This is a genomic window from Bacillus sp. FSL R5-0286 (genome assembly GCF_038593245.1).
Classification (GTDB): Bacteria; Bacillota; Bacilli; order Bacillales; family Bacillaceae; genus Bacillus; species Bacillus altitudinis.
On sequence record NZ_CP151977.1, the window covers coordinates 3,170,573 to 3,193,268 of the forward strand.

25 protein-coding genes are annotated in these 22,696 nt (G+C 42.7%); 3 read left to right on the plus strand and 22 right to left on the minus strand.

The window, feature by feature from the left end; genetic code table 11:
• Positions 1-13 precede the first annotated feature (13 nt).
• The 14 genes from NST24_RS16460 to NST24_RS16525 form a co-directional block, all read right to left on the minus strand.
• Positions 14-973, minus strand: coding sequence for a YvcK family protein (locus NST24_RS16460; protein WP_008348128.1), 960 nt, complete (start codon positions 971-973; stop codon positions 14-16).
• Positions 974-1,861, minus strand: coding sequence for an RNase adapter RapZ (gene rapZ / locus NST24_RS16465; protein ID WP_024719879.1), 888 nt, complete (start codon positions 1,859-1,861; stop codon positions 974-976). It lies immediately after the preceding gene.
• Positions 1,862-1,900: 39 nt separating this feature from the next.
• Positions 1,901-2,365 (minus strand): 8-oxo-dGTP diphosphatase, encoded by a 465-nt coding sequence (locus tag NST24_RS16470; protein ID WP_008348133.1) that lies wholly within the window; start codon positions 2,363-2,365, stop codon positions 1,901-1,903.
• 357 nt (positions 2,366-2,722) lie between these two features.
• Entirely contained in the window at positions 2,723-3,673 is a 951-nt protein-coding gene (trxB, locus tag NST24_RS16475; RefSeq protein WP_024719880.1) for a thioredoxin-disulfide reductase, read from the minus strand.
• A 234-nt stretch (positions 3,674-3,907) separates the two neighbouring features.
• The gene (locus NST24_RS16480) at positions 3,908-5,281 is read right to left on the minus strand and encodes an NlpC/P60 family protein (protein ID WP_167403837.1); all 1,374 of its coding nucleotides are present in this window, start codon (positions 5,279-5,281) and stop codon (positions 3,908-3,910) included.
• Positions 5,282-5,644: 363 nt separating this feature from the next.
• Entirely contained in the window at positions 5,645-7,105 is a 1,461-nt protein-coding gene (locus NST24_RS16485; RefSeq protein WP_024719882.1) for a tetratricopeptide repeat protein, read from the minus strand.
• Between the two features lie 130 nt (positions 7,106-7,235).
• Entirely contained in the window at positions 7,236-7,865 is a 630-nt protein-coding gene (gene hisIE, locus NST24_RS16490; protein WP_079919149.1) for a bifunctional phosphoribosyl-AMP cyclohydrolase/phosphoribosyl-ATP diphosphatase HisIE, read from the minus strand.
• Positions 7,862-8,620 carry an imidazole glycerol phosphate synthase subunit HisF gene (hisF, locus tag NST24_RS16495; RefSeq protein WP_041507812.1) on the minus strand — a complete coding sequence of 253 codons (759 nt, stop codon included), beginning with the start codon at positions 8,618-8,620 and terminating at the stop codon, positions 7,862-7,864. The genes hisIE and hisF overlap by 4 nt, the downstream gene beginning before the upstream one ends.
• Positions 8,617-9,354 (minus strand): 1-(5-phosphoribosyl)-5-[(5-phosphoribosylamino)methylideneamino]imidazole-4-carboxamide isomerase, encoded by a 738-nt coding sequence (gene hisA, locus NST24_RS16500; RefSeq protein ID WP_335352318.1) that lies wholly within the window; start codon positions 9,352-9,354, stop codon positions 8,617-8,619. Before hisA ends, hisF begins: the two co-directional genes overlap by 4 nt.
• The gene (hisH, locus tag NST24_RS16505; protein WP_007500077.1) at positions 9,351-9,989 is read right to left on the minus strand and encodes an imidazole glycerol phosphate synthase subunit HisH; all 639 of its coding nucleotides are present in this window, start codon (positions 9,987-9,989) and stop codon (positions 9,351-9,353) included. Before hisH ends, hisA begins: the two co-directional genes overlap by 4 nt.
• Positions 9,989-10,573, minus strand: a complete 585-nt coding sequence (gene hisB, locus NST24_RS16510) for an imidazoleglycerol-phosphate dehydratase HisB (RefSeq protein ID WP_007500075.1) — start codon at positions 10,571-10,573, stop codon at positions 9,989-9,991. The genes hisH and hisB overlap by 1 nt, the downstream gene beginning before the upstream one ends.
• Entirely contained in the window at positions 10,570-11,859 is a 1,290-nt protein-coding gene (gene hisD / locus NST24_RS16515; protein ID WP_342462004.1) for a histidinol dehydrogenase, read from the minus strand. The genes hisB and hisD overlap by 4 nt, the downstream gene beginning before the upstream one ends.
• Positions 11,856-12,503, minus strand: a complete 648-nt coding sequence (gene hisG / locus NST24_RS16520) for an ATP phosphoribosyltransferase (protein ID WP_342462005.1) — start codon at positions 12,501-12,503, stop codon at positions 11,856-11,858. The genes hisD and hisG overlap by 4 nt, the downstream gene beginning before the upstream one ends.
• On the minus strand, positions 12,496-13,671 hold the full coding sequence (locus NST24_RS16525; RefSeq protein ID WP_017368113.1) for an ATP phosphoribosyltransferase regulatory subunit: 1,176 nt from the start codon (positions 13,669-13,671) through the stop codon (positions 12,496-12,498). The genes hisG and NST24_RS16525 overlap by 8 nt, the downstream gene beginning before the upstream one ends.
• 233 nt (positions 13,672-13,904) lie before the next feature.
• Here NST24_RS16525 and NST24_RS16530 point away from each other — a divergent pair, with 233 nt between their 5' ends.
• Complete coding sequence (locus NST24_RS16530; RefSeq protein ID WP_046344544.1) at positions 13,905-14,696, plus strand: C39 family peptidase; 792 nt, start codon at positions 13,905-13,907, stop codon at positions 14,694-14,696.
• A 77-nt stretch (positions 14,697-14,773) separates the two neighbouring features.
• Here the strand turns inward: NST24_RS16530 and NST24_RS16535 are convergent, their stop codons facing one another.
• From NST24_RS16535 to hprK, 8 genes are all read right to left on the minus strand, one after another.
• Complete coding sequence (locus tag NST24_RS16535) at positions 14,774-15,406, minus strand: DsbA family protein (RefSeq protein WP_058336960.1); 633 nt, start codon at positions 15,404-15,406, stop codon at positions 14,774-14,776.
• A 56-nt stretch (positions 15,407-15,462) separates the two neighbouring features.
• A complete protein-coding gene (locus tag NST24_RS16540; RefSeq protein WP_035389623.1) occupies positions 15,463-16,104 on the minus strand; it encodes an NAD(P)-dependent oxidoreductase in 642 nt (213 codons plus the stop codon).
• Between the two features lie 87 nt (positions 16,105-16,191).
• Positions 16,192-16,620: an Rrf2 family transcriptional regulator gene (locus NST24_RS16545; protein ID WP_024719891.1), complete on the minus strand. Its 429-nt coding sequence runs from the start codon at positions 16,618-16,620 to the stop codon at positions 16,192-16,194.
• A 69-nt stretch (positions 16,621-16,689) separates the two neighbouring features.
• The gene (locus NST24_RS16550; protein WP_017368116.1) at positions 16,690-17,208 is read right to left on the minus strand and encodes an acyltransferase; all 519 of its coding nucleotides are present in this window, start codon (positions 17,206-17,208) and stop codon (positions 16,690-16,692) included.
• A gap of 1 nt (position 17,209) precedes the next feature.
• Positions 17,210-17,860 carry a pyrophosphatase PpaX gene (gene ppaX, locus NST24_RS16555; protein ID WP_017357895.1) on the minus strand — a complete coding sequence of 217 codons (651 nt, stop codon included), beginning with the start codon at positions 17,858-17,860 and terminating at the stop codon, positions 17,210-17,212.
• Positions 17,857-18,801, minus strand: coding sequence for a nucleoside recognition domain-containing protein (locus tag NST24_RS16560; RefSeq protein ID WP_277519039.1), 945 nt, complete (start codon positions 18,799-18,801; stop codon positions 17,857-17,859). Before NST24_RS16560 ends, ppaX begins: the two co-directional genes overlap by 4 nt.
• Positions 18,802-18,817: 16 nt before the next feature.
• A complete protein-coding gene (gene lgt, locus NST24_RS16565; RefSeq protein WP_342462006.1) occupies positions 18,818-19,642 on the minus strand; it encodes a prolipoprotein diacylglyceryl transferase in 825 nt (274 codons plus the stop codon).
• A gap of 11 nt (positions 19,643-19,653) precedes the next feature.
• Positions 19,654-20,586 carry an HPr(Ser) kinase/phosphatase gene (hprK, locus tag NST24_RS16570; RefSeq protein ID WP_342462007.1) on the minus strand — a complete coding sequence of 311 codons (933 nt, stop codon included), beginning with the start codon at positions 20,584-20,586 and terminating at the stop codon, positions 19,654-19,656.
• 176 nt (positions 20,587-20,762) lie between these two features.
• Here hprK and nagA point away from each other — a divergent pair, with 176 nt between their 5' ends.
• Together nagA and nagB are read left to right on the plus strand one after the other, a co-directional pair.
• On the plus strand, positions 20,763-21,953 hold the full coding sequence (gene nagA / locus NST24_RS16575; RefSeq protein WP_342462008.1) for an N-acetylglucosamine-6-phosphate deacetylase: 1,191 nt from the start codon (positions 20,763-20,765) through the stop codon (positions 21,951-21,953).
• Complete coding sequence (gene nagB, locus NST24_RS16580) at positions 21,953-22,678, plus strand: glucosamine-6-phosphate deaminase (protein ID WP_251185079.1); 726 nt, start codon at positions 21,953-21,955, stop codon at positions 22,676-22,678. The genes nagA and nagB overlap by 1 nt, the downstream gene beginning before the upstream one ends.
• Positions 22,679-22,696 lie beyond the last annotated feature (18 nt).

Below are 22,696 nucleotides of genomic sequence, written 5' to 3' on the forward strand. Positions count from 1 at the left end.
GCCACCCCCATTCCTATTTTTTCTGATGCAGCAAATCGACAAGCAGCGCAGCTACTTTCAACGTATCATGACGAATCACATGCTGGTCATATGTAATGATTTCCCCAGGGATGACTTCTAGTCCCATGGCTTTGAGTACATCTGTGTCGAATTGTACAGGCTGCGCCTGTTCTTCTGCATATTTTGCTTTGATTTCTTCTGGAATTTCTTTATTGTTCACAAATATCGTATCGATAAATGGTCGGTCCATATGATCGTTTAGTGCCTGCACATGATCAGCTGCACTGTAGGAAAGCGTTTCCCCCGGCTGTGTCATGACATTGCAAATATACACTTTTTTCGCCTTAGAACGAATCACTTCTTCGCCAATATGCGGTACAAGCAGATTGGGCAAAATACTGGTATACAAGCTGCCAGGTCCAAGGACGATCAAGTCGGCTTCACGAATGACTTGAATCGATTCTGGGAGCGGCTCAATCGTATCGGGTGTGAGGAACACTCGTTTAATTCGCTCACCATAGGTTGGGATTTTTGATTCTCCCGTTACCACTTGCCCGTTTTCTAATTCCGCATGAAGAACAACACTTGAATTCGCTGCTGGCAATACTTTTCCTCTCACATTTAAGACCTTGCTCATTTCTGTGACGGCATGAAAAAAATCACCGGTTATATTCGTCATAGCCGCAAGAATGAGATTGCCGAGAGAGTGGCCTGTTAAGTCATTCCCTTTATTAAAACGGTGCTGAAATAAATCTTCTACAAGCGGTTCGACATCAGAGAGTGCCGCAAGTACATTTCGAATATCGCCTGGAGGCGGAATATTCAAATCATGTCGCAGTCTGCCTGAGCTGCCTCCATCATCAGCTACCGTCACAATGGCAGTAATGTCCACTGGCTTTGTCTTTAATCCTCTAAGTAAAACAGATAAGCCAGTGCCTCCGCCAAGAATGACCACCTTTGGAAGTGTCGTCATCTATTTTCTGCTTCTCTTTTCAATGTCCCGGTGAGTGACATGAGTATAGTAGTCATTTTTAAAATACTCCGATAAGTAGTTCGCTAGCGTCACAGATCGGTGCTGTCCGCCTGTACAGCCAATGGCGATCACCAGCTGACTTTTCCCTTCTCGTTTATAGGACGGAAGCATAAAGCTGAGAAGGTCGATTAATTTCTCCGTGAACTTTTGCGTTTCACTCCACTTCATGACATAGGAACGTACTTCTTCATCGTTTCCAGTCTGTGGACGCATGCTCTCAATATAGTAAGGATTCGGCAGGAATCTCACATCAAATACAAGATCAGCATCAATCGGCAGACCGTATTTAAAACCGAAGGACATCACATTCACTGTAAACACCTGCCCTTGGCTCGTGGCAAAGTGTGCGACAATTTTTTCTCGAAGCTGTTTGGGTTTTAAATCCGATGTATCAAAAATCATTTGAGCCCGGCCTTTTAACTCTTCTAACAGATCGCGTTCCATCTCAATTCCTTCGAGCGGCAAACCTGTTGTCGCAAGGGGATGAGAACGTCTCGTTTCTTTATATCTTGAGACAAGCACCTTATCGTTTGCATCTAAAAATAGAATCCTTGGTGTGATCCAGCCGATATCACTCATCTCATCTAAGGCAGCAATTAAGCTATCAAAGAATTCGCGTCCGCGCAAATCCATCACAAGGGCCACCTTGCTCATCTTTGAATTGGATTCCTTCATGAGCTCTAGAAACTTCGGTAAAAGTGATGGCGGTAAGTTATCCACACAAAAGTAACCTAAGTCTTCAAAGCTTTGGATGGCAACGGTTTTCCCCGCACCTGACATCCCTGTAATAATCACAAGCTGAATATCATCTTGTTTGTGCGTATTCATGCCTGCTCCCTCTCCTTCTTTATGAAAACGGTTCATTTATTAGTCTCCTTGAGGATCTAATCGATAAGCAATCAGCTCAAAATCTGGTGTATACGTAAAAGTGCCGTGGAGAAGTCCTTTCCCTTTCAACATGAAGTCAAGAATATGGGAATCTCCTGGAGCCATCGGCAAGCTAGGCACATCTTTTACATCATGCCATTTTAAAATGCCTTCCTCCGACTCTGATACGTTTTTTCCTGTAAAGGAATCTGCCATAAAGGTGAACATCATCCACTCTTGAACGATTTGATCGCCTTCTTTTATGATAAAGGTAAACACGCCTTTTAGCTGCGGATTTAAAATATAAATGCCTGTTTCTTCTCTAAATTCTCGAACGACTGAATCCTTGACCGATTCTCCGCTCTCCATTTTGCCGCCAGGTGCTACCCACCAGCCTCGTCTTGGCTTTTGCAGCAAGAGAACTTGATCTTCGTGATGCAGCACACAATTGGTTACTCGTTGCATCAGCTGTCACCTACTCTTTTATGTCTTTTTCTTATTATACAGGTTCATCATGACTCCCACAATGAACATGCCCGTTCTTCACTGAAAACAGACAGGTTTTCGTATGAATATGGTGACGGGCAGTTTCTCTATTCTTTATTTTACAACATCTAACGGTTCTCCATGCGTCATTTGTGAACATCTCGTGAATTTCTGATTTTAAGCAAAAAAAAGGACACGGATTCACATCCGTGCCAAACATGTATTCCTTATAAAAGGGGGTCAATTACTAGTTTCATCATAACGGATAATTGTTTCACCCGTGTTACATTCCAGTTAAAAGCCCGTGACGCAATATTAAGGATTTACGACAGCTGTTTATTTCATTGCTTTTAGCTTTTCAGCAAGCTCTTCTACATAATGCTGTGCACTCTGTGCTGCAATACTTCCATCACCTGTTGCTGTGACGATTTGACGAAGTGTTTTCTCACGAATGTCACCAGCTGCGAAGATTCCTTCAACTTTTGTTTCCATTCTTTCGTTCGTCTCAATGTAGCCCTCTGCATTTGTAATCCCTAGATTTTCAAATGGTTTAGACAGCGGCAGCATACCGATGTAGATAAAGACGCCGTCTGTTTTGAAGTCTTCTTCCTCACCTGTCACGGTATCAATTAATGTCACACTGCCGACTTTCCCGTTTTCTTCATTGATTTCTTTAACGGTTTTGTTCCACATAAAGTCGATTTTTTCATTATCAAATGCACGTGCTTGTAAGATGCTTTGGGCACGAAGTTTGTCGCGTCTATGGACAATAGTGACTTTAGACGCAAAGCGAGTGAGGTAAACACCCTCTTCTACTGCTGAGTCTCCTCCGCCAATCACGACAAGCTCTTTGTTTTTAAAGAAGGCACCGTCACATACAGCGCAGTATGATACGCCGCGACCGCCAAGTTCTTTTTCGCCTGGTGCACCGATTTTTTTGTATTCAGCACCTGCCGCAATAATGACAGAGCGTCCTTTGTATTCTTTTGAACCAGCTTTGACGATTTTGTACTCTTCACCATCTACAATTTCTTTAATATCGCCATACGCATACTCGGCACCGAATTTCTTTGCATGCTCAAACATTTTATTTGAAAGTTCCGGCCCTAAGATGCTTTCAAAGCCCGGATAGTTCTCGACATCTTCCGTATTCGCCATTTGGCCGCCTGGAATTCCTCTTTCAATCATCAGTGTTGAAAGATTTCCCCGTGATGTATAAACAGCGGCTGTCATTCCGGCAGGACCCGCTCCAATGATGATCGTATCGTAGATTTTTTCTTCTGACACAACTGTCACTCCCTCTTCAATTGCTGCTAGCATTTCTTATTAGAATGCCCTTGGGTGATGCTTCCATTCATGACAGAGAGCATCATTTCAACTCTTAGCTTTTATTCCTTACCCATATCCTATTAAATCTGCGGATAATAAGCGAATCATTTGCTCATATCTTCAAAAAAAGAAAAAGCTTCCTTAAACTGCTGTTTAAGGAAGCCTGTTTACGGTTATATAGTAAGTAATGATTTATTCAACGACTCTTCTTACAACGCCATTGAATGCTTTTTTCCAGTAAACGTTGCTCATAGAGTCAACTGAAACACCGCGAGAGCTGTTATCGTTCAAGAATGTACCGTTTCCTAAGTAAATACCAACGTGTCCATTTACTTTATACGTATCAAAGAACACAAGGTCTCCGCGTTTCATGTCAGATGCACTTACAGCTCTTCCTTTACCTACAAGCGTATCTGTTGTTGTACCGCCAACTGGTCCAAGGTTGATGCCTGCTGATGCAAATGCCCAGCGAACGAATGAAGAACAGTCAAAACGACGTGCGTCAATATCGGCTTGTGATCTGCCGCCGCCCCATTTATATGGAGATTGTCCTACAATGGTAGAACCTGTGCTGATCGCACCTTCGATTCCGCCTACGTTATTGCTGACAGGTGATCCACCGCCAGAAGATGGCTTCTTGCTCGGTGAACTGCTGCTATTGTTATTTGAAGATCCACTGTTATTTGAAGAAGAACCGCTGTCGTTATTAGAGCTGTTGTCTTCAGCTTGAACAGCTGCTTGACGCTGCTGTTGTCTTTGTGCTTTTTCTTCTTTTGCTTTTTGAGCAGCTTCTCTTGCTTCTTTTTCAGCTTGTTTTTGAGCAGCGATTGTTGCGTCTTTTTCAGATGCAATGCTGTTTGCCTCAGTGTTTAACTCGCTGATTTGAGAAGAGGCACTTCCTTTTTGCTTTTTCACTTGCTTGAATAGCTTGTCTTTCTCATCAAGCTGTTTATTTAAGTCTGTTTGAAGTGTTTCAAGCTTTGCAAGCGTCTTTTGCACATCTTCAAGCTTTGTATTTAATTCGTTTTCAGACTTTTGTAATTCTGCTTTGTCTCTTTCTTGTTCTTTAATGATTTCGCTGTCTGCGTTGATTAATGTAGATACAGCACCTGCACGGCTGATGAAATCGCTAAAGCTTTTTGCTCCTAGTAATACATCTATGTATTTCGTAGAACCACCGCTTTCTTGAAGCGCACGTACACGCTTTTTCAAGAATTCGTTTCTTTCTTCGATACGTTTTTCTGTATCAGCAATTTCTTTTTTCAGTGCTTTGATTTCTTTTTTTGTTTTTTCGTTTTCTTTTTGTTTTTCTTCGATTTGATCACTTGTTTTTAAAGCTTTTTCGTCAATTTCTTTTAGCTTTAGCGCAAGTGCCTCTTGTTTTGCCTCAAGCTTTGAAAGCTCTTCTTTTTTCTTTTGAAGATTCTTGTTTACCTCTGACTGCTTGCTGTCTAGTTCTTGTTTCTTTTGTTCAAAGTTCTGTGCATTTGCTTCATGAGTAAATGGAATAAATAAACCGCTCGCTCCAATCACCGAAGCTAAACCGAAAGTAATAAACTTTTTCACGTATAGTTCCTCCTTTGACAATTTCCCAAGCGACATGAGAAAGCAGCAAATTCTCTGCGACCAATCTGTGCTTCCTGTGTCTTTCTTCCTGATGATTCAGTCAGATGTTGACCAGATTGTTTCTATCACTAGGTGTTGCGTTATGTATAGTAAAATATTTAAATATATGTCTTTGTTTTAATCCACGAGTTTCATTATACATGACACATCGACAAAATGAGCTAATATTTTTATTACATTTATGTTTCAAATAGATGTCGAGATTGTCATACTTCGCCAAATCCTAGCAAATCCCACCTTTTTATCAAGAAAAAAGCATGACCTTTTCGGCCATGCTGCTGTTATCTGAATCTATTTACCTATTCAAACCATGAACGCACAAATAATATTCTCATATTTTGACAGCGTTTGAACGCTGATCTGAAAAGAAGCTGCGATCTCTTTTTTGCTGACAGCTGATTCTTCTTGTTCATTCATCCATAGATAATAAGAAGCTGCTGCCCATGCAATGGCATTTTTCTTCTCTACGCCTGAAGCGCGTGCTTGCTGAATAATATGGAATAACCAAAAATATGGCATGTGGCTATCAGGCTGCACCGCTTCTTCCAAAGCAGATGCCGCCTGTTTTGCGAAGACCGCATCTTCTGAAAACGATCGTTCTTCCATTTGATCTTCAAATAAAAGTAACTCAATAAACTGCTGTTCAAAGGCCGTTTTCGCAGCGCGGGAATCAAGAACAGATTGCAAGACGTCACGTTCACCTTTTTGTTTGCTAACATAGTAGGCAGTGAGTCGTTCCTCAATTGAAACCATTGGCTCAGACTCCTCTGGTTTATCTTGCCACGGCTTGATTTCATCTGCATCAATATCTTCTTCCACCATCTTATCCCAGACGGTTTGCGCCAGCGTTTTGTGGCCCGTATAATAGGCTGCACTTGCCAGCCAGTATAAAAACGTACTATCACCTTGGAAACCTGTTTTATACAAAGAATAAAGCCATTTAAATGCCCATTCAAATTCTCCAACAAGGGCAAATGTTGCGCCAAGCTTATAACGCTGTTCACTTAATATTGGATACACGTGCGTTAATTGCTTCGCTAACAGATTGACCTTTTCTTCTTCTTTTTCATAATGATAGAAAACAAGCTGATTACAAAGGGCATGCAGATTACCGGGATTTTCATGAAGGACCCGGTTCAACATTTCTTTTGCCTGATCGATTTGGCCAGAATAAAAATAGGCCAAAGCGAGATTATTATACGCTGACCAAAACTCTGGATACTCAACAATCATCTGTTCCAGCATCTCGATTGCTTCATCCAGCCTGCCGCTTTCTAGCAAATGGTTGGCTTGATCCTGCTTTACAATCAGATCATCCTGATCATAAGGGAAATCTTCATCAACATCGTCACTCATATCAAGCAGATCGAGGAGATCGTCATTTTCATCTGCAAATTCCCCGTCTTCTTCCAGCGCAGCATAAGCAGTGGCGCATCTATATGCCTCTTGAAACAAACCGAGATTCGCATAATTATTGGCTTTAAAGTAGTGACACTCTGACATATTCTCATCCAAGTGTTCAAGGATAAAATCAAGCAGTTCATTTGATTGTTGGTAATGACCCATTTCAGTATAAATAATGGCAAGCTGCGACAGCATTTCTACATTTTCAGGCTCAAGTACGATGGCCCGCTGTATCAGCTTACTTGCCCTAGACAGATTTCTTTCTCTATATGCTTTTAGACCTTTATGAAAAAAGTAATGCCCATCTTGGAATAGCTGGACGACTTGTGTGTGATTATTTTGAGAAGTGTATTTACTCACCGATACCCTCCATTTCGAACAGTGTACCGTGTGTAGTATAACATACTTCATGAGTCGTCACATAGAACAAAAGGAAAGGAAGGATTTGTTTTTCATTTAAAAGCAAAAAGCCGGGGATACCCCCAGCTTTTCATTCCCCTTGATGGCGCTTTTTCAATACCTTTAATACATCATCAAGAGGCAGCTGCTGTTCACGTAATAACACAAGAAGGTGATACAGGAGATCTGCTGTTTCCCATTTCAATTCTTCTTGATCACGGTTCTTCGCCGCAATGATCACTTCAGAAGCTTCTTCCCCTACCTTTTTCAGGATTTTGTCGACTCCTTTTTCAAAAAGATAGGTCGTATAAGCTCCTTCTGGCATTTCCATCTGCCGTTTCGCAATGACCTGTTCCAGTTCATTTAAAATGGCAAAGCGGTCTTGTTCTCCCCTTGGCTGTTTCACGCCATCTTCTGAAAAACAGCTATAGCTGCCTGTATGGCAGGCTGGGCCGCTTGGTGTCACTAGAACAAGCAGGGCATCTTGATCACAGTCATAGCGAATAGATGTAACACGCTGGGTGTGTCCAGATGTAGCTCCTTTGTGCCAAAGCTCATTTCTCGATCTGCTAAAAAACCATGTTTCCCCTGTCTCTAATGTTTTTTCATAGGATTCTTGATTCATATACGCCAAAGTAAGAACTTCCTTGCTTTGAGCATCCTGTACAATGGCAGGAATGAGACCTGCATCATTAAAGGTTAATTCGTTTGCCTGTTTCATCTTACCTTCACCCCGTGTTCTCTCAAATATGTCTTCACTTCTTGAATGGAGGTTTCTTTATAATGGAAAATAGAGGCTGCGAGTGCGGCATCAGCTTCACCTTTTGTAAAAGCCTCCAGCATATGCTGCGCATTGCCAGCACCTCCTGAAGCAATAACTGGCACTGTGACTGCTTCTGATACAAGCCTCGTCAAACGATGCTCAAAGCCCGTTTTCTCACCATCGGCATCCATGCTAGTCAGCAAGATCTCGCCTGCTCCTCTTCGCACGGCTTCTTTCGCCCAGTCACTCACTTCTATATCCGTTTGACGGCGTCCTCCGTGCGTATAGACCATGTATGCTTGTTTCTCTTCATCGTATTTCGCGTCAATCGCAACAACTATGCACTGTGAACCAAAAAAGTCGGCTCCTTCTGTTATTAGCTCCGGTCTTAAAACAGCCGCTGTGTTCACAGATACCTTGTCTGCCCCCGCTCTTAATATACGCTTCATATCATCAAGGTGGTTAATCCCGCCGCCCACCGTGAATGGGATAGCGAGAGTGGATGCCACTTGTTTGACCACATCCACCATTGTTTTTCGGCCTTCATGAGAGGCAGATATATCAAGAAAGACGAGTTCATCCGCACCTTCCTCGTCATAGATCTGCGCTAATTCGACCGGATCACCAGCATCCTTCAACCCTAGAAATTGGATCCCTTTGACCACACGCCCTTCCTTTACATCAAGACATGGAATGATTCGTTTTGTCATCATATGCTGTCAAGCCCTTCAAACGCTTCTGCTAAAGTAAATTGCTTTGTGTACAGCGCCTTGCCAATGATTGCACCAGACACACCTGTCTGCTTTTGTGCTGACAGCTTTTGCAGATCACCTACTGCACTGACACCACCTGAGGCAATGACTTGTTTGCCAGTTGCTTCTGCTAATCGAACCGTACTTTCCACATTTGGACCAGACAGCATGCCATCCATTTGAATATCCGTGAAAATGAAGACCTCTGCGCCTTCCTTTGCCAGTTCCTTACCGAGTTCCTCCGCCTTCACTTCCGACGTTTCAAGCCAGCCTTCAGTCGATACAAAACCGTTTCGTGCATCAATGCCAATGGCAATTTTCTCTCCATATTGCGCCAGCATTTTTTTCACAAAAATCGGGTTTGACACCGCTGAACTGCCAAGAATGACTCTCGATACGCCATTGTTTAAATAAAATGCAACATCTTCTTCTGTCCGAATGCCGCCGCCAATTTGGACATTCACATCTAATGAGGAAGCAATCGCCAGCACATGCTCGTGATTCACGCGTTTTCCTGCTTTTGCGCCATCTAAATCAACGAGATGTATCCATTTCGCTCCTTCATTTGCAAACCGTCTCGCCATGTCTAACGGTGAATCTCCATAAATGGTTTCTTGGTCATAGTCTCCTTGCACAAGTCGTACACATTTGCCATTTCTCATATCAATTGCTGGATATAATATAAAATCACTCATTTGCTCACCCTCTGTTCGTTTGCTAATTGAATAAACTGTTTCAGCAGTGCCATTCCTGTTGTACTGCTTTTTTCAGGGTGAAACTGCGTTCCAAACACATTCCCCTTTCCAACAACGGCAGGTACTTGCACACCATAAGGTGCACTTGCCAATAGATCTTCTGGATTCATGCCGCTCACATAATAAGAGTGAACAAAGTATGCAAATCCTTCCGGCACACCGTCAAATAATGGTGACGGCTGATGAAATGTGAGCTCATTCCAGCCCATATGAGGTACCTTCAGCCTTTGTCCATCCTGATCACGATCCTTCAAAAGAACGACACGTCCTTTTAAAAGGCCTAACCCTTTTGTTTTACCTGCTTCTTCACTTTCTTCAAACAACAACTGCATGCCTAGGCAAATGCCAAATAACAGCTTTCCTTCCTGCACGACTTGGTGGATAAACGCCTCAAGTCCTGTCTGTCTTAACAGCTGCATCGCATCACGAAACGAACCGACGCCTGGCAAAATGTACGCATCTGCCTTTTTCAGCTCCTCTGCTTCAGAAGACACGATATAAGACGCTCCTGCTCGTTCCAGTGCTTTTGATACGCTAAACAAATTCCCCATTCCATAGTCAATGACGCCAATCATTAGAGCATCCCCTTTGTCGACGGAATCCCTTTCACACGCGGATCAATGGTTGTTGCTTCATCTAAGGCGCGTGCCATCGCTTTAAAAATGGCTTCAATCATATGATGGGTATTGGTTCCATAGTGAACGATCACATGAAGATTGATTCGTGCTTCAAGGGCAAATTTCCAAAGAAACTCATGAACCAGCTCCGTATCAAAGGTGCCGACCTTCTGACTCGGGAAATCAGCTCTCATTTCCAAATGAGGACGGTTGCTTAAATCAACGACGACTTGGGCAAGTGTTTCATCCATTGGAACAAAACTAGAGCCGTAGCGCTTAATTCCTTTTTTATCCCCGAGCGCTTCTTTAAACATCTGTCCAAGCACGATGCCAATATCTTCTGTTGTGTGGTGATCATCGACATCTGTATCTCCTTTTGCATCTACAGATAAGTTAAAGTGCCCATGCTTTGTGAATAAGTCGAGCATATGCGTCATAAAAGGGACATCTGTTTGAATATCTGCTTTTCCTTCACCATCAATCTCTAGCGCTAACGAAATGTTCGTTTCATTTGTCTGTCTCGCTGTTTCCGCCTGTCTCATTTTGATTCCTCCCGCTTTCTCGCTTCAATCGATCTTGCATGTGCTTCAAGCCCTTCTAATCTTGCAAAAGCTGCAATGCTTTCGCTATGTGTTTCAAAAGCTTCTTTGCTATATGAAATGATGCTCGTTTTCTTTTGGAAATCCGTGACGCCAAGCGGACTGGAGAATCTTGCCGTCCCGTTTGTTGGCAGCACATGGTTCGGTCCAGCGAAGTAATCCCCTACCGGCTCTGGGCTGTAACGCCCTAAGAAAATCGCTCCAGCATGCTTGATTTGACCAAGTAGTGATTCTGGATATGCCGTCAGCACTTCTAAATGCTCTGGGGCTAACTGGTTCACGATATCAACTGCACGATCCAGGGATTCTGTCACGTAAATATGGCCATGGTCTTGAATGGATTGTGCTGCGATTGATTTTCTTGGCAAAGTGTCCAGCTGCGCTTGCACCTCTGCTTGCACTGCTTCAGCCAATCCTTTAGATGGTGTCACCAAAATACTAGATGCCAATGCATCATGCTCTGCCTGTGAAAGCAAATCAGCTGCCACCTCATGTGCAGTTGCCATTTCATCTGCTAAGACAGCAATTTCACTTGGGCCAGCAATCATATCAATGTCTACTTGACCAAATACTTCCCGTTTGGCAAGTGCTACATAAATGTTTCCTGGACCGGTGATTTTATCAACAGGCTGGATACTGACCGTTCCATATGCAAGAGTGGCTATCGCCTGAGCACCACCCATTTTGTACATTTCTGAAATGCCCAGCTCCTTCGCTGCTACTAGTACAGCGTCAGACAGACGACCGTCTTTTCCTGGCGGTGTCACAAGGACAATTCGCTCAACGCCGGCAACAAGTGCCGGGATCACATTCATTAAAACAGATGATGGATAGGCGGCTGTTCCGCCTGGGACATATACACCGACCGCATCGAGCGGTGTTATTTTCTGACCTAGCATTGAGCCGTCCTTTTGGTGATAAAACCAAGAGGAGGTTAGCTGACGCTCGTGGTATGTTCGAATATTCCGGATCGCCGTTTGGATGATTTGGATCATCTCCGGGTCCAAACGTTCGTAGGCTTTTGTCTTTTCATCCTCCGTCACAAGTGGCTGTTCAATAGAGACACCGTCAAATTGCTTCGTGAAAGACCGTACGGCTTCGTCACCATTTTTTCTCACTTCTTCGATTATTCGCTGAACAGCCAATCGCTGCTCTTCCGTTCCTGTATCTAGAGAACGCTTGAGTGAGAGAGTGTCTGTCTCACCTTCTTGTATGTAGGTGATGTTCATGATGTTTCCTCCCCTTCTCCTTCGATGATTCTTGCCAGACGCTGCGCCATTTCATCGATTACCGCATCCTTCATTCGATAGCTCACAGGATTGACAATAAAACGTGACGTAATGTCACAAATATGTTCCGTTTCGACAAGCCCATTTTCCTTAAGTGTTTGACCGGTGGAGACAATGTCAACAATTCGATCGGCAAGTCCGATGAGCGGTGCTAATTCAATGGAACCATTTAGCTTAATGATCTCCACCTGCTCACCTTGTTCTCTAAAATAAGAAGAAGCGACATTTGGGTACTTTGTAGCCACACGCGGCGCGACACCGCCCCAGCTGGCTCCCGGCAACCCCGCTACAGCTAAATAACATTTGCTAATGTTTAAATCGAGCACTTCGTACACATCCCGTGCTTCTTCAAGCATGACGTCTTTGCCTGCAATGCCCACATCTGCTACACCGTGCTCTACATATGTCGTCACATCCATTGGCTTCGCTAAAATAAAGCGGAGATTTTCTTCCGGTACATCAATGATTAATTTTCTTGAATCTTCGAATTCCTCCGGCAGCTGATATCCAGCCTGTCTTAATAGCCCTGCTGCTTCTTCAAATATCCGCCCCTTTGGCATTGCCATTGTCAACACTTTACCCATTTTGCTCTTCCTTTCTAGCGCCGATAAAATAAGTCACTTGCTCAAATGCTTTGGTCATGGCATCGATATTTTCAATACCTGCTAAGTCTTGGAGAACAATCCTTTTGCCCTTTGTCCGCTCTTTTTCTGCAAAATCAAATGCTTCAAGCCGCTGTTCTTTACTAAAAATCACAGCCTCTTGGGGCTCATTTATTTCTTTTGCGTCGAGTGCCTCAAGAAGACGGTCTAATCGAAGTCCAAAGCCTGTAGCAGGTGCGGGTGCATCAAAGTGAGCAAGCAATTGATCATACCTTCCTCCACTTCCGATCACAGACCCAACATGATCTGCAAATACTTCAAACAAAATCCCCGTATAGTAGCTCATATGACTGACCATGCTTAAATCCAAACGGATATATTCTGTACAGCCGTAATCTTCAAGTGTCTCCCACAGCGCCTTTAACTCCGCCAGCACTTCTTTGCCCTCTTGTGACACCACAATTTCTTCAGCCTGCTGGGTCACTTCTTGACCGCCGCGCAGCTCTAAAAGCTGGAGCAGCCTTGTTTTATCGATGGATGAGAGCGGCAATTGTTTGACATGCTGCCTGTATCCCACATAATTCTTTTCATATAAAAATCGGCGTAATACGTTCGCCCGCTCTGTATTCCCTAGTACATCTAAAAACAAGGTCTCAGCCAAAGCCACATGCCCGATCGCAATTTTGAAGGATTGAAGTCCAGCATTTTTTAATGCAAACACGACAAGCGCTATGACTTCAGCATCTGCACTAATCGAACCATCACCGATCAATTCAATACCGACCTGCTCAAATTCAGAAGGTCTTCCGCCTTCTCTTTCCTGTGCTCGAAACACGTTGGCTGCATAACCGACTCGAAGCGGATACGCCTGTTCGTGAAGCTTTGAAGCCGCCACTCTCGCAATTGGTCCCGTCATATCAGGTCTAAGCACAAGGGTTTGACCATTTTGATCAAGAAGCTTAAACAGCTGCGTATCTGTAATCGCCGATTGAACACCGACTGTATCGTAAAATTCAAGCGTTGGCGTTTCCATTAAACGATAACCCCAACCATTCATGACCTCTGTTAAAGAATGCCTAACTCTTTTCTTCGTCTCATACAATCCTGGTAATGAATCTCGCATACCATATGGTTTTTCAAACATGAACATGTTCTTCCGCACCTCCAACACATTAAAACAAAAAATTCCGAATCCTTTAGTTCGCTAATATGATAATATGCTAACAAAATAAAGTAATTAAATCAATCATTTTTATTTTCCCCTTTTTTTCCTTAATCATTTGTTCATATATTACATTAAAATGACACCTAATCCTTTTTGATCTCTTTGCTTTAGGAACATGCTATAATACTTAAAAATATTGAATAACACAGGAGATTACAGTGAAATTCATCCAGACATTAATCTTAACTTTGTTGTGCGCATGTCTTGTTTATTTCGGCTTTATTTACGTTTCACAATTCGACCAAGTCAAGAAAACAACGTCACCACAAGAAGCCAAAGAAAAAGAAAATGATACCGCACTAGCAGCAGAAGAAACACGTTCTACGAAAAAAACAGAAACAACACATTCTAGTTTAAAAGGAAATAAAAAAGCCATGGACGTCATCCTCTTTAATCAAATGGATGCACCAAAGCTTTATAACGGATGCGAAGTCACGAGCTTAGCCATGCTTCTTCATTACAGCGGCTATGAGCATATAACGAAAAACGCATTGGCAAACGAGATTAAGCGTGTCCCGCTCAATTATGAGAATGGCTTAAAAGGAGACCCTCATGACGGGTTTGTAGGCGATATGGAGAATGGGCCAGGTCTTGGTGTGTACCACGAACCCATTTATCAGCTTGCGAAAAAATATGTAGGTAATCAAGCCGTTGACTTAACCGGCAAGCCAGTCAAAAAGGCTATCTATCAATCACTTGAAAAAGGTTATCCTGTCTGGGTCATTACCACTTCGACCTTTGCCAAAACAGATAACATTGAAACATGGAATACACCAAATGGGAAAATAGATATCAGCTTTAATATGCACAGCGTCGTCATCACTGGCTACGACAAAGATCACGTCTACTTAAATAACCCATACGGAGAGAAGAATCAAAAAGTCGATCGTGAACAGTTTGAGGATTCTTGGAAACAGATGGGCAGCCAGGCGATTATCATTAAAGCATAAACCACTTCTCCCATTGAAAGAATTTACACATGCATCAAAAACATCCTCCATACGAATGGAGGATGTTTTTGAATGATTTATTTTGTTAGTATTTCCTTCAGACGGTCTTCAAGCTTTTCAGCCGTCATCGCACCCCCACCAAGGCTGATGTATTCATCCCCTTTTTTTAGTAAAAGTGTAGGATAGCCATTCACGTTCAATTGCTGAACCTTTGCAAAATCGGCATACGCATCATTGATCGTTTCTGTCTCCTTCATTCGTTCAACTAATACATCAGGGTCAAGTTGGTGTTTCATAGCGATATCTCTATAAGTTTCTTCATCACTTAGGCTTTTTCCGTCTTGATAAAAGGCCTTTTGCATAGATGAAGCCAAATACAATGCACGCTCTGGTGCGATGGATCTTAATGCAGAAAATCCAATTGCAGCAGCCTCAGAGTCTAAAATGAATGTTCCGTTTTCTAGCAACTCTTCGTAACGGTCTCCAAATTCGACACCTGTCAGCTGACTGATACGCTCATTTGCTTCTGAAATGTGTGGATAATTCTTTATCGGTAGACGACGCTCTCCTACAAATAAACCGCCCGATACAAGTGTCAGTGGTATCTCAGGGTGATTTTCGTGTAAAGCACGGATGCTGTTGGAAAATCCATAACACCAGCCACAATACGCATCCCATACATAGATGAAAGATTTTTCTTGATCATTCATAAGACAGACTCCTCACTCATCGTTTTTTAGCGACAATGAAACGCATGTTATTCTACTTATTCTGCTTCAGAAACCACAGTAAAACGTTCTCCAACATGAGCAGCTTGTTCTATCTCATCGACAAGTGCAACGGCGTAGTCAGCATAACTCACATAGCTGTCACCCTTTGAATTGACGATAAGATGGTCTTTGCCTTTCACATAAGCACCTGTCCGTTTGCCTGCTGGATTAAAGAAGGCTGCTGGACTTAAAAATGTCCATTTTAATCCTTCGGTCTTTTGAAGATCTTTTAAGTTTTCTCCTTGGTGTGAAGCAGTAGCAAAGTATTCCTTTGGAAACTCCGGTGTGTCCATCAGTCTAGTTGTTTTGGCCTCATCTACAAATAAACTTCCAGCACCTCCCACAACGATTAAACGCGTTTCTGGTGTCTCTTTCAAGAGATGAATGAGTTTTTTCCCTGCTTCTACATGAAGGTGCTCTTGTCCTGCTGGCGCACCAAATGCGTTTACGATCACATCAAAACCTTTGACGTCTCCTGCCTCTAAGTGAAAAACATCCTTTTCTAAAACAGCTGCTGATGAATTGGTCACTTTTTGTGCATCTCGAACGATGGCCGTTACTTCGTGCCCTCTCGATTGAGCTTCTTTTAAAATGTGTTGTCCTGCTTTACCTGTTGCGCCAATGATTCCAATGTTCATGTAAATTCCTCCTACAATATATTGTTATTTTGATCATTTAAGATGTAACCACGATAGTTACAACAGAGGTAAAAAAAATTGAATAGATCATCCAATTTTTTTGATTAAAACCTGCGTTAGTTCACTTAATTTGATCTCAGCAAGCACTTGCTCCATCGCACTTTGAGCACGGCACAAAATTAATTCTAATACAGCTTGAATATTTGCACCGATCGGACAGTCAGGGTTTGGGCTTTCATGAATTTGAAACAACTCTCCCTCATCCACAACTTCAACCGCTTTATACACATCGAGCAGTGTCATGTCATCTTCACTGCGATTCAATTGAGAACCGCCTTTGCCAAGACTCGTTGAGATTAGGCCTGCTTTTTTGAGCTTACTCATGATACGGCGAATCACCACTGGATTTGTATTGACACTTCCTGCGATATCCTCCGATGTCTGTAAAGAACCTTTTTCAAGTGATAGCAAGGCCAGAATATGGACAGCGACAGTAAATCTGCTGCTGATTTTCATGTTTTCTCACCTCTGTTGTAATCATTATAGTTACACCATGTTAGAATGTCAACAAAAAAGTCTGCCGAGCTACTCAGCAGACGTAGATTGACGTGCTTCCATTTCCTCTTTCGTATAAATCATCCGCATTGGATTTCCTCCAACAAAGGAGCCTGCCGGAACATCTTTGTTCACAAGAGTTCCTGCCGATACAATCGCACCATCACCAATTGTCACTCCAGGTAGAATTGTTGAATTTGCCCCAATTAACACTTCATCACCAATATAGACTTCCCCAAGCCTATACTCTTTAATCAAATACTCATGGGACAGAATGGTTGTGTTATAACCAATCACACTATTTCGACCGACAGTGATTTTCTCAGGAAACATGAGATCGACCATCACCATTAAAGCAAACGCCGTATCCTCCCCAACTTTCATCCGAAGGAAGGTGCGATAAATCCAATTTTTCATTCCCATAAAAGGCGTATACCTTGCCATTTGAATAAAGATAAAGTTTTTCACAACCTTGAGAAAGGGGACCGTTCGATAGACTTGTCTAAGCGAATTGACCCCTTTGACAGGATAACGATCTGTTTTTCTCAACTTAATCAGCTCCAACAATCGCCAAGAGATCACTCATTTTCTGCAGCATATAATCTGGGCGATGCTTTAACAGGGCTTCTTCTCCCTTAATAGACCAAGCAACACCTGCTGTTTTCGTCCCTGCCGCTTGACCAGATAAAATGTCGTGATAATTATCACCAACCATGATCGCCTCATGCGGATCACTGCCGAGCTTGGATAATGCAAGTTGAACTGGTTCTGGATGCGGCTTTTCATTTTGTACATCATCAAGTGTGACAATGACCTCAAAAAATGGCTCCAATCCAGTCAGCTTTAATCCCATTAAGACCGTATCACGGATTTTTGTTGTCACAATACCAAGCTTAAACCCTCGATCCTGGAGGATTTTCAACGTGTCTAACACCGTCTCGTACTCCGTCACAAGCAGGTCATGCTGTTCATGATTAAACGTTCGATACATCTGGATCATGTCATCTGTCAGATTCGGATCCATTGCAGAGAATGTATCAAATAATGATGGACCAATGAAATGAAGGATATCCTCACGGCTGTATTGACCAGGGTAATAATGATCAAGCGTATGCTGAAATGAAGCAATAATTAATTCATTTGTATTGATTAATGTGCCATCTAAATCAAATAGCACTGTGTTAATAGTTGATTGGTTCATATAGCTTCCTTTCTAACAGCTGCATGTTCCCGCCTCCGCCAAATATAGCTGATGGCAGCTGTCAATAAAATAGCAGAAATAAGGCGAATAAGAAGAAGCGGCCAGACTGGAATACCTAAAGGAATGAAAATCAGTGTATCTTCGACCACCGCATGACACGCCACAAGGAAAATGAAAGCAAGCGTTAAATCCTTTTTGCTGACACCGTCCTCTTCCACTGCCTTCATCATGACGCCTGCCCCGTAGGCAAGACCAATGGTCAAACCAGCCACCATCGTCATAGACGTATTTTCTTTCATTCCAAGCATTCTCGTAAAAGGAGACAGCCACTTAGACAGCGTATGGAGCCACCCTAAGTCTCTCATGAATTGAATGATGATCATGAGAGGAATGACAATACAAGCCAGCTGCAGCACACCAAGAACAGCTTTCTGTAAAGCAAGAAGTACGATCATATGCCAGCTAGAAGGCACATCAGCCGACTGAGCAGCTGTCAGCAAACCATATTGCGCCGGCTCCTCGCCTCCCTGCCAAACGAGGTGAATGACAATTGCTGATACGATGGCAAGACTGATTCTGACTAGCAAAATGACAGACACCCGCAGCCCAACCTTCGCCGCCACTGTTGATTCGATGATCAAGTTGTGACAAAAGGAGAGCATGACCGCTAAAATGAACACTTCCTTCACAGGCAGCTCTAATGTCAAGATGGCTGCAATACCCGCATACAAGTTCAGCATATTTCCTAAAACAAGCGGAATGGCCGCTTCCCCTGAAAGACCAAACAGACCCATAAATGGACGGATGAATTGTATAATCCAATCCATCACAGGTGTATGCTGCAAGATACTAACGAGAATGGTAACCGGAAAAATGACTTTTCCAAGTGTCCAAGTTGTCGATAACCCTGCTTTCAAGCCGTTTTTCCATGTCTCCCCCATCTCTTATCCCCCTTGCTTAATTTGATGAGTTGTTCTCTTTATACGGTATAGATGCATATCCCTTGATTCTTCTAAACACAATCAGCAAAACAGCCACTGCAAATATGGCAATTGAAATCATCTGTGCAATTCGAAGGTGCTCAGTCAGCATTAAGCTGTCTGTTCTCATTCCTTCAATGAAGAAACGACCGATTGAATACCAGATTAAATAAGACAAGAACATTTCGCCTCGACGCAATGATGTTCTACGTAATAAGATTAATATCAAAACGCCTGCGATATTCCATAATGATTCATATAAGAACGTAGGGTGATAGTAGGTCCCGTCAATGTACATCTGATTAATAATAAACTCAGGCAGGTGCAAATTTTCTAAAAAGACTCTTGAAACAGCCTCACCATGCGCTTCCTGATTAATAAAGTTCCCCCAGCGCCCGATGGCTTGCCCTAGTAAAATACTAGGCGCTGCGACATCGGCGATTTTCCAAAAGGACACCTTTCTCACTTTAGTAAAGACAATCGCTGTCAGCACCGCCCCTATCAGTCCGCCATGTATGGCAATTCCGCCATTCCAAATCTTGATGATTTCATTTGGGTGCTGCTGATAATAATCCCATTCAAAGGATACATAATAAATTCGTGCACAGATAATGGCGATAGGAATGGCAAATAAGATGAGATCAATAAACATATCTTTATTGATGCCTCTTTTTTCACACTCCCTTAATGCGAGCCAGAGTCCAAGCAGCGCTCCGACCCCAATGATCACACCATACCAATGAACCGAAAGAGGTCCGAGCTGAAAAGCAATCGGATCAATTGGTTGAATTGCTTCATTCATATAGACAGCTCCTATTCATCCTGGCCATTGTCTTCAATGACATCGGCAAGTTTACTTGTAAATTGTTCCGCTGCATTATGTCCCATTCGTTTCAATCTGAAGTTCATTGCAGCTACCTCGATGATGACCGCTAAATTTCGTCCCGGACGTACAGGGATGGTCAGCTTGGGTACATCTGTATCGATGATCCGCATTTTTTCTTCCTCAAGTCCTAAACGGTCATACTGTTTGCCTTGTTCCCAAAGCTCAAGGTTCATAACAATCGTAATTCTCTTATAGCTTCTGACAGCGCCCGCTCCAAATAAGGTCATCACATTAATAATGCCTAATCCACGGATTTCTAGAAGGTGCTCAATCAGCTCTGGTGCGCTTCCAACTAACGTATCCTGATCCTCTTGCCTAATTTCCACGCAATCGTCTGCAACCAGCCTGTGTCCTCTCTTCACTAATTCTAAAGCCGTTTCACTTTTACCTACGCCACTTTTTCCAATTAACAGCACACCTACACCATATACATCTACGAGTACGCCATGAATCGCAGTCGTTGGTGCAAGCTTGCTTTCTAAGAAGTTCGTTAATCGACTCGAAAGTCTTGTCGTTTTTAAGCTTGAGCGTAAAACCGGCACTCCATTTTCGTTTGATGCTTCGATCAATTCCTTTGGTACTTCACGATCTCGTGACAAAATGATGGCAGGGGTAATATCTGTACAAAGAGATATCATTCTCTGCTTTCGTTCGCGTTCTGGGAGCTGTTCAAAAAAAGAAAGCTCTGTCTTCCCTAAAAGTTGAACTCTTTCTTTTGGGTAATATGTAAAATATCCAGCCATTTCAATACCTGGTCTGGAAAGATCACTGATTGTAATGGGACGATTAATTCCTTCTTCCCCACTTACCAGTTCAAGATGAAATTGTTCCATTATGTCCTTCGTACGAACTTTCGGCACGCTTCTTCCTCCTTTTATCGCAGGCGTTTCAGAAATACAGCTCTATTTTATCACTTTCAATGATGAACCCAAAATAGTATTTTATCCTGATCCTGTTTCATCACATTTACTGGTATAGACAACTATACTTAAAAAAGGTAAACTGAATCTAACGACGAGAATAAGGGGGCACAATCATGAGCAGTTCTTTATTGCTCTCCAATATTCATATTGTGACAAAGACAGAAATCATTGAAAACGGTTTTGTCGGTTTACGCGATGGCAAGATCGACTATATTTCAACATCACCGCCGACAGGAAATTATGAAAAAGTATATATTTCCCGGGAAAACTTTTATTTACTCCCCGGAATGATTGATATTCACATCCATGGGGGATATGGTGCAGATATGATGGATGCGACACCAGAAGCCATGAATACACTTGCTGATCACTTACCCACAGAAGGAACGACAAGCTTTTTAGCAACAACCATTACACAAAATCACCAAGAGATTGAACAAGCACTTAAAAATGTCGCACAGTGGAGACCCTATAATGAAAAGCAGGCAGGAAGTCAGGCACAATGTTTAGGCATTCATCTAGAAGGTCCTTTTATTTCTAAAGAGAAAGCTGGAGCGCAGCCTGCTCAATGGATTACACAGGCTAGCCTTCCTCTTTTTGAGAAATGGCTGAGTGCATCAGATCAGCTGATTCGAATTGTCACTTTTGCTCCTGAGGAAGATACTGATTTTGCATTTCTTTCCCTGCTAAAAGAAAAAAACATCATTCCTTCTATTGGACATACAAATGCCCCTCATGACATGATTGAACTAGCAGCAAAGCACGGTGCGCGTCATGTCACGCATCTTTATAATGCGATGAGTTCATTTCAGCATCGTGAGCCAAATGTTGCAGGGGCTGCGCTTACAAACGAAAAGCTTTTGACTGAGCTGATTACAGATGGCATTCATTCACATCCTCTTTCCGTAAAGCTTGCGTATTTGGCAAAGGGAAGTGAACGTTTGATCATGATTACAGACTCAATGCGTGCAAAAGGACTTGGAGAGGGAACCTACGAATTTGGCGGACAGACTGTGACAGTCAGCGGTGAAAAAGCATTGCTAGCAGATGGAACACTTGCAGGATCGATTTTACAAATGAAAGATGGGGTTAAACGTATGAGACAGATCACACAATGTGGATGGACAGAAATTGCTCAAATGACCTCAACAAATGCAGCCACTCAGCTCGGGATCGATCATCAGCTCGGTTCGATCGAAGTTGGAAAACTGGCAGACTTGGTCATTTGGGATGAAGCTGGCGAACTCATGATGACGATCTGCCATGGACAAATCGTTTATGAAAAAAAGGAGGCCACACACTGATGAACATCATCGAATTTGCAGATAAAGATCAATTAGGAAAAGCAGCAGCTGCTTTCATTGCACGTACCATTGAATCAAAAACAGATGCGGTTCTCGGTCTGGCAACTGGCGGTACACCAATTGACACTTATAAAGAGTTAATTCAGTTGCATGAAACAGAACAATTGTCTTTCAAACAAGCAAGAACAGTGAATCTGGATGAGTACGTGGGAATTGATCCAAATCATGAAAATAGTTATATGACTTACATGAAGCGTCATTTATTCGACCATATTGATCTCCCATCAGATCAATATTTCCTCCCCAATGGTGCTGCTTCTCACTTGGAAGAAGAGTGCTTAAGGTATGATCAGCTCATTGAAGATTTAGGGGGCATTGATCTTCAGCTACTTGGCATCGGACAAAATGGACATATCGGGTTTAATGAACCTGGTACTCCCTTTGATTCAAAGACGCATGTCGTCCAATTAGATGAACACACTCGCCAAGCCAATGCAAGATACTTTTCTTCTATAGATGAGGTACCTACACATGCCATTACAATGGGAATTGCAAGCATTCTTTCAAGTAAAAAAATTCTCCTTCTCGCATCAGGAAAATCAAAAGCGGACGTGATACAATATTTAGAACGAACAGAGATTCACCCAGACTTACCTGCATCTGCTCTGAAACTTCATGAAGATGTGACGATTTTTATTGATCGAGAAGCTGGTTCACTACGCTAAACACGAGAGGATTTTCAC

Bases quoted from the DNA above. Each gene is read 5' to 3' on its own strand.
- NST24_RS16460 (WP_008348128.1), bottom strand. From the start codon at position 973: ATGACGACACTTCCAAAGGTGGTCATTCTTGGCGGAGGCACTGGCTTA.
- rapZ (WP_024719879.1), bottom strand. From the start codon at position 1,861: ATGAATACGCACAAACAAGATGATATTCAGCTTGTGATTATTACAGGG.
- NST24_RS16470 (WP_008348133.1), bottom strand. From the start codon at position 2,365: ATGCAACGAGTAACCAATTGTGTGCTGCATCACGAAGATCAAGTTCTC.
- hisIE (WP_079919149.1), bottom strand. From the start codon at position 7,865: ATGAAACAGGCAAACGAATTAACCTTTAATGATGCAGGTCTCATTCCT.
- hisF (WP_041507812.1), bottom strand. From the start codon at position 8,620: ATGATGACAAAACGAATCATTCCATGTCTTGATGTAAAGGAAGGGCGT.
- hisA (WP_335352318.1), bottom strand. From the start codon at position 9,354: ATGAGTGATTTTATATTATATCCAGCAATTGATATGAGAAATGGCAAA.
- hisH (WP_007500077.1), bottom strand. From the start codon at position 9,989: ATGATTGGCGTCATTGACTATGGAATGGGGAATTTGTTTAGCGTATCA.
- hisB (WP_007500075.1), bottom strand. From the start codon at position 10,573: ATGAGACAGGCGGAAACAGCGAGACAGACAAATGAAACGAACATTTCG.
- hisD (WP_342462004.1), bottom strand. From the start codon at position 11,859: ATGAACATCACCTACATACAAGAAGGTGAGACAGACACTCTCTCACTC.
- hisG (WP_342462005.1), bottom strand. From the start codon at position 12,503: ATGGGTAAAGTGTTGACAATGGCAATGCCAAAGGGGCGGATATTTGAA.
- NST24_RS16525 (WP_017368113.1), bottom strand. From the start codon at position 13,671: ATGTTCATGTTTGAAAAACCATATGGTATGCGAGATTCATTACCAGGA.
- NST24_RS16535 (WP_058336960.1), bottom strand. From the start codon at position 15,406: ATGAATGATCAAGAAAAATCTTTCATCTATGTATGGGATGCGTATTGT.
- NST24_RS16540 (WP_035389623.1), bottom strand. From the start codon at position 16,104: ATGAACATTGGAATCATTGGCGCAACAGGTAAAGCAGGACAACACATT.
- NST24_RS16545 (WP_024719891.1), bottom strand. From the start codon at position 16,620: ATGAAAATCAGCAGCAGATTTACTGTCGCTGTCCATATTCTGGCCTTG.
- ppaX (WP_017357895.1), bottom strand. From the start codon at position 17,860: ATGAACCAATCAACTATTAACACAGTGCTATTTGATTTAGATGGCACA.
- NST24_RS16560 (WP_277519039.1), bottom strand. From the start codon at position 18,801: ATGGGGGAGACATGGAAAAACGGCTTGAAAGCAGGGTTATCGACAACT.
- lgt (WP_342462006.1), bottom strand. From the start codon at position 19,642: ATGAATGAAGCAATTCAACCAATTGATCCGATTGCTTTTCAGCTCGGA.
- nagA (WP_342462008.1), top strand. From the start codon at position 20,763: ATGAGCAGTTCTTTATTGCTCTCCAATATTCATATTGTGACAAAGACA.
- nagB (WP_251185079.1), top strand. From the start codon at position 21,953: ATGAACATCATCGAATTTGCAGATAAAGATCAATTAGGAAAAGCAGCA.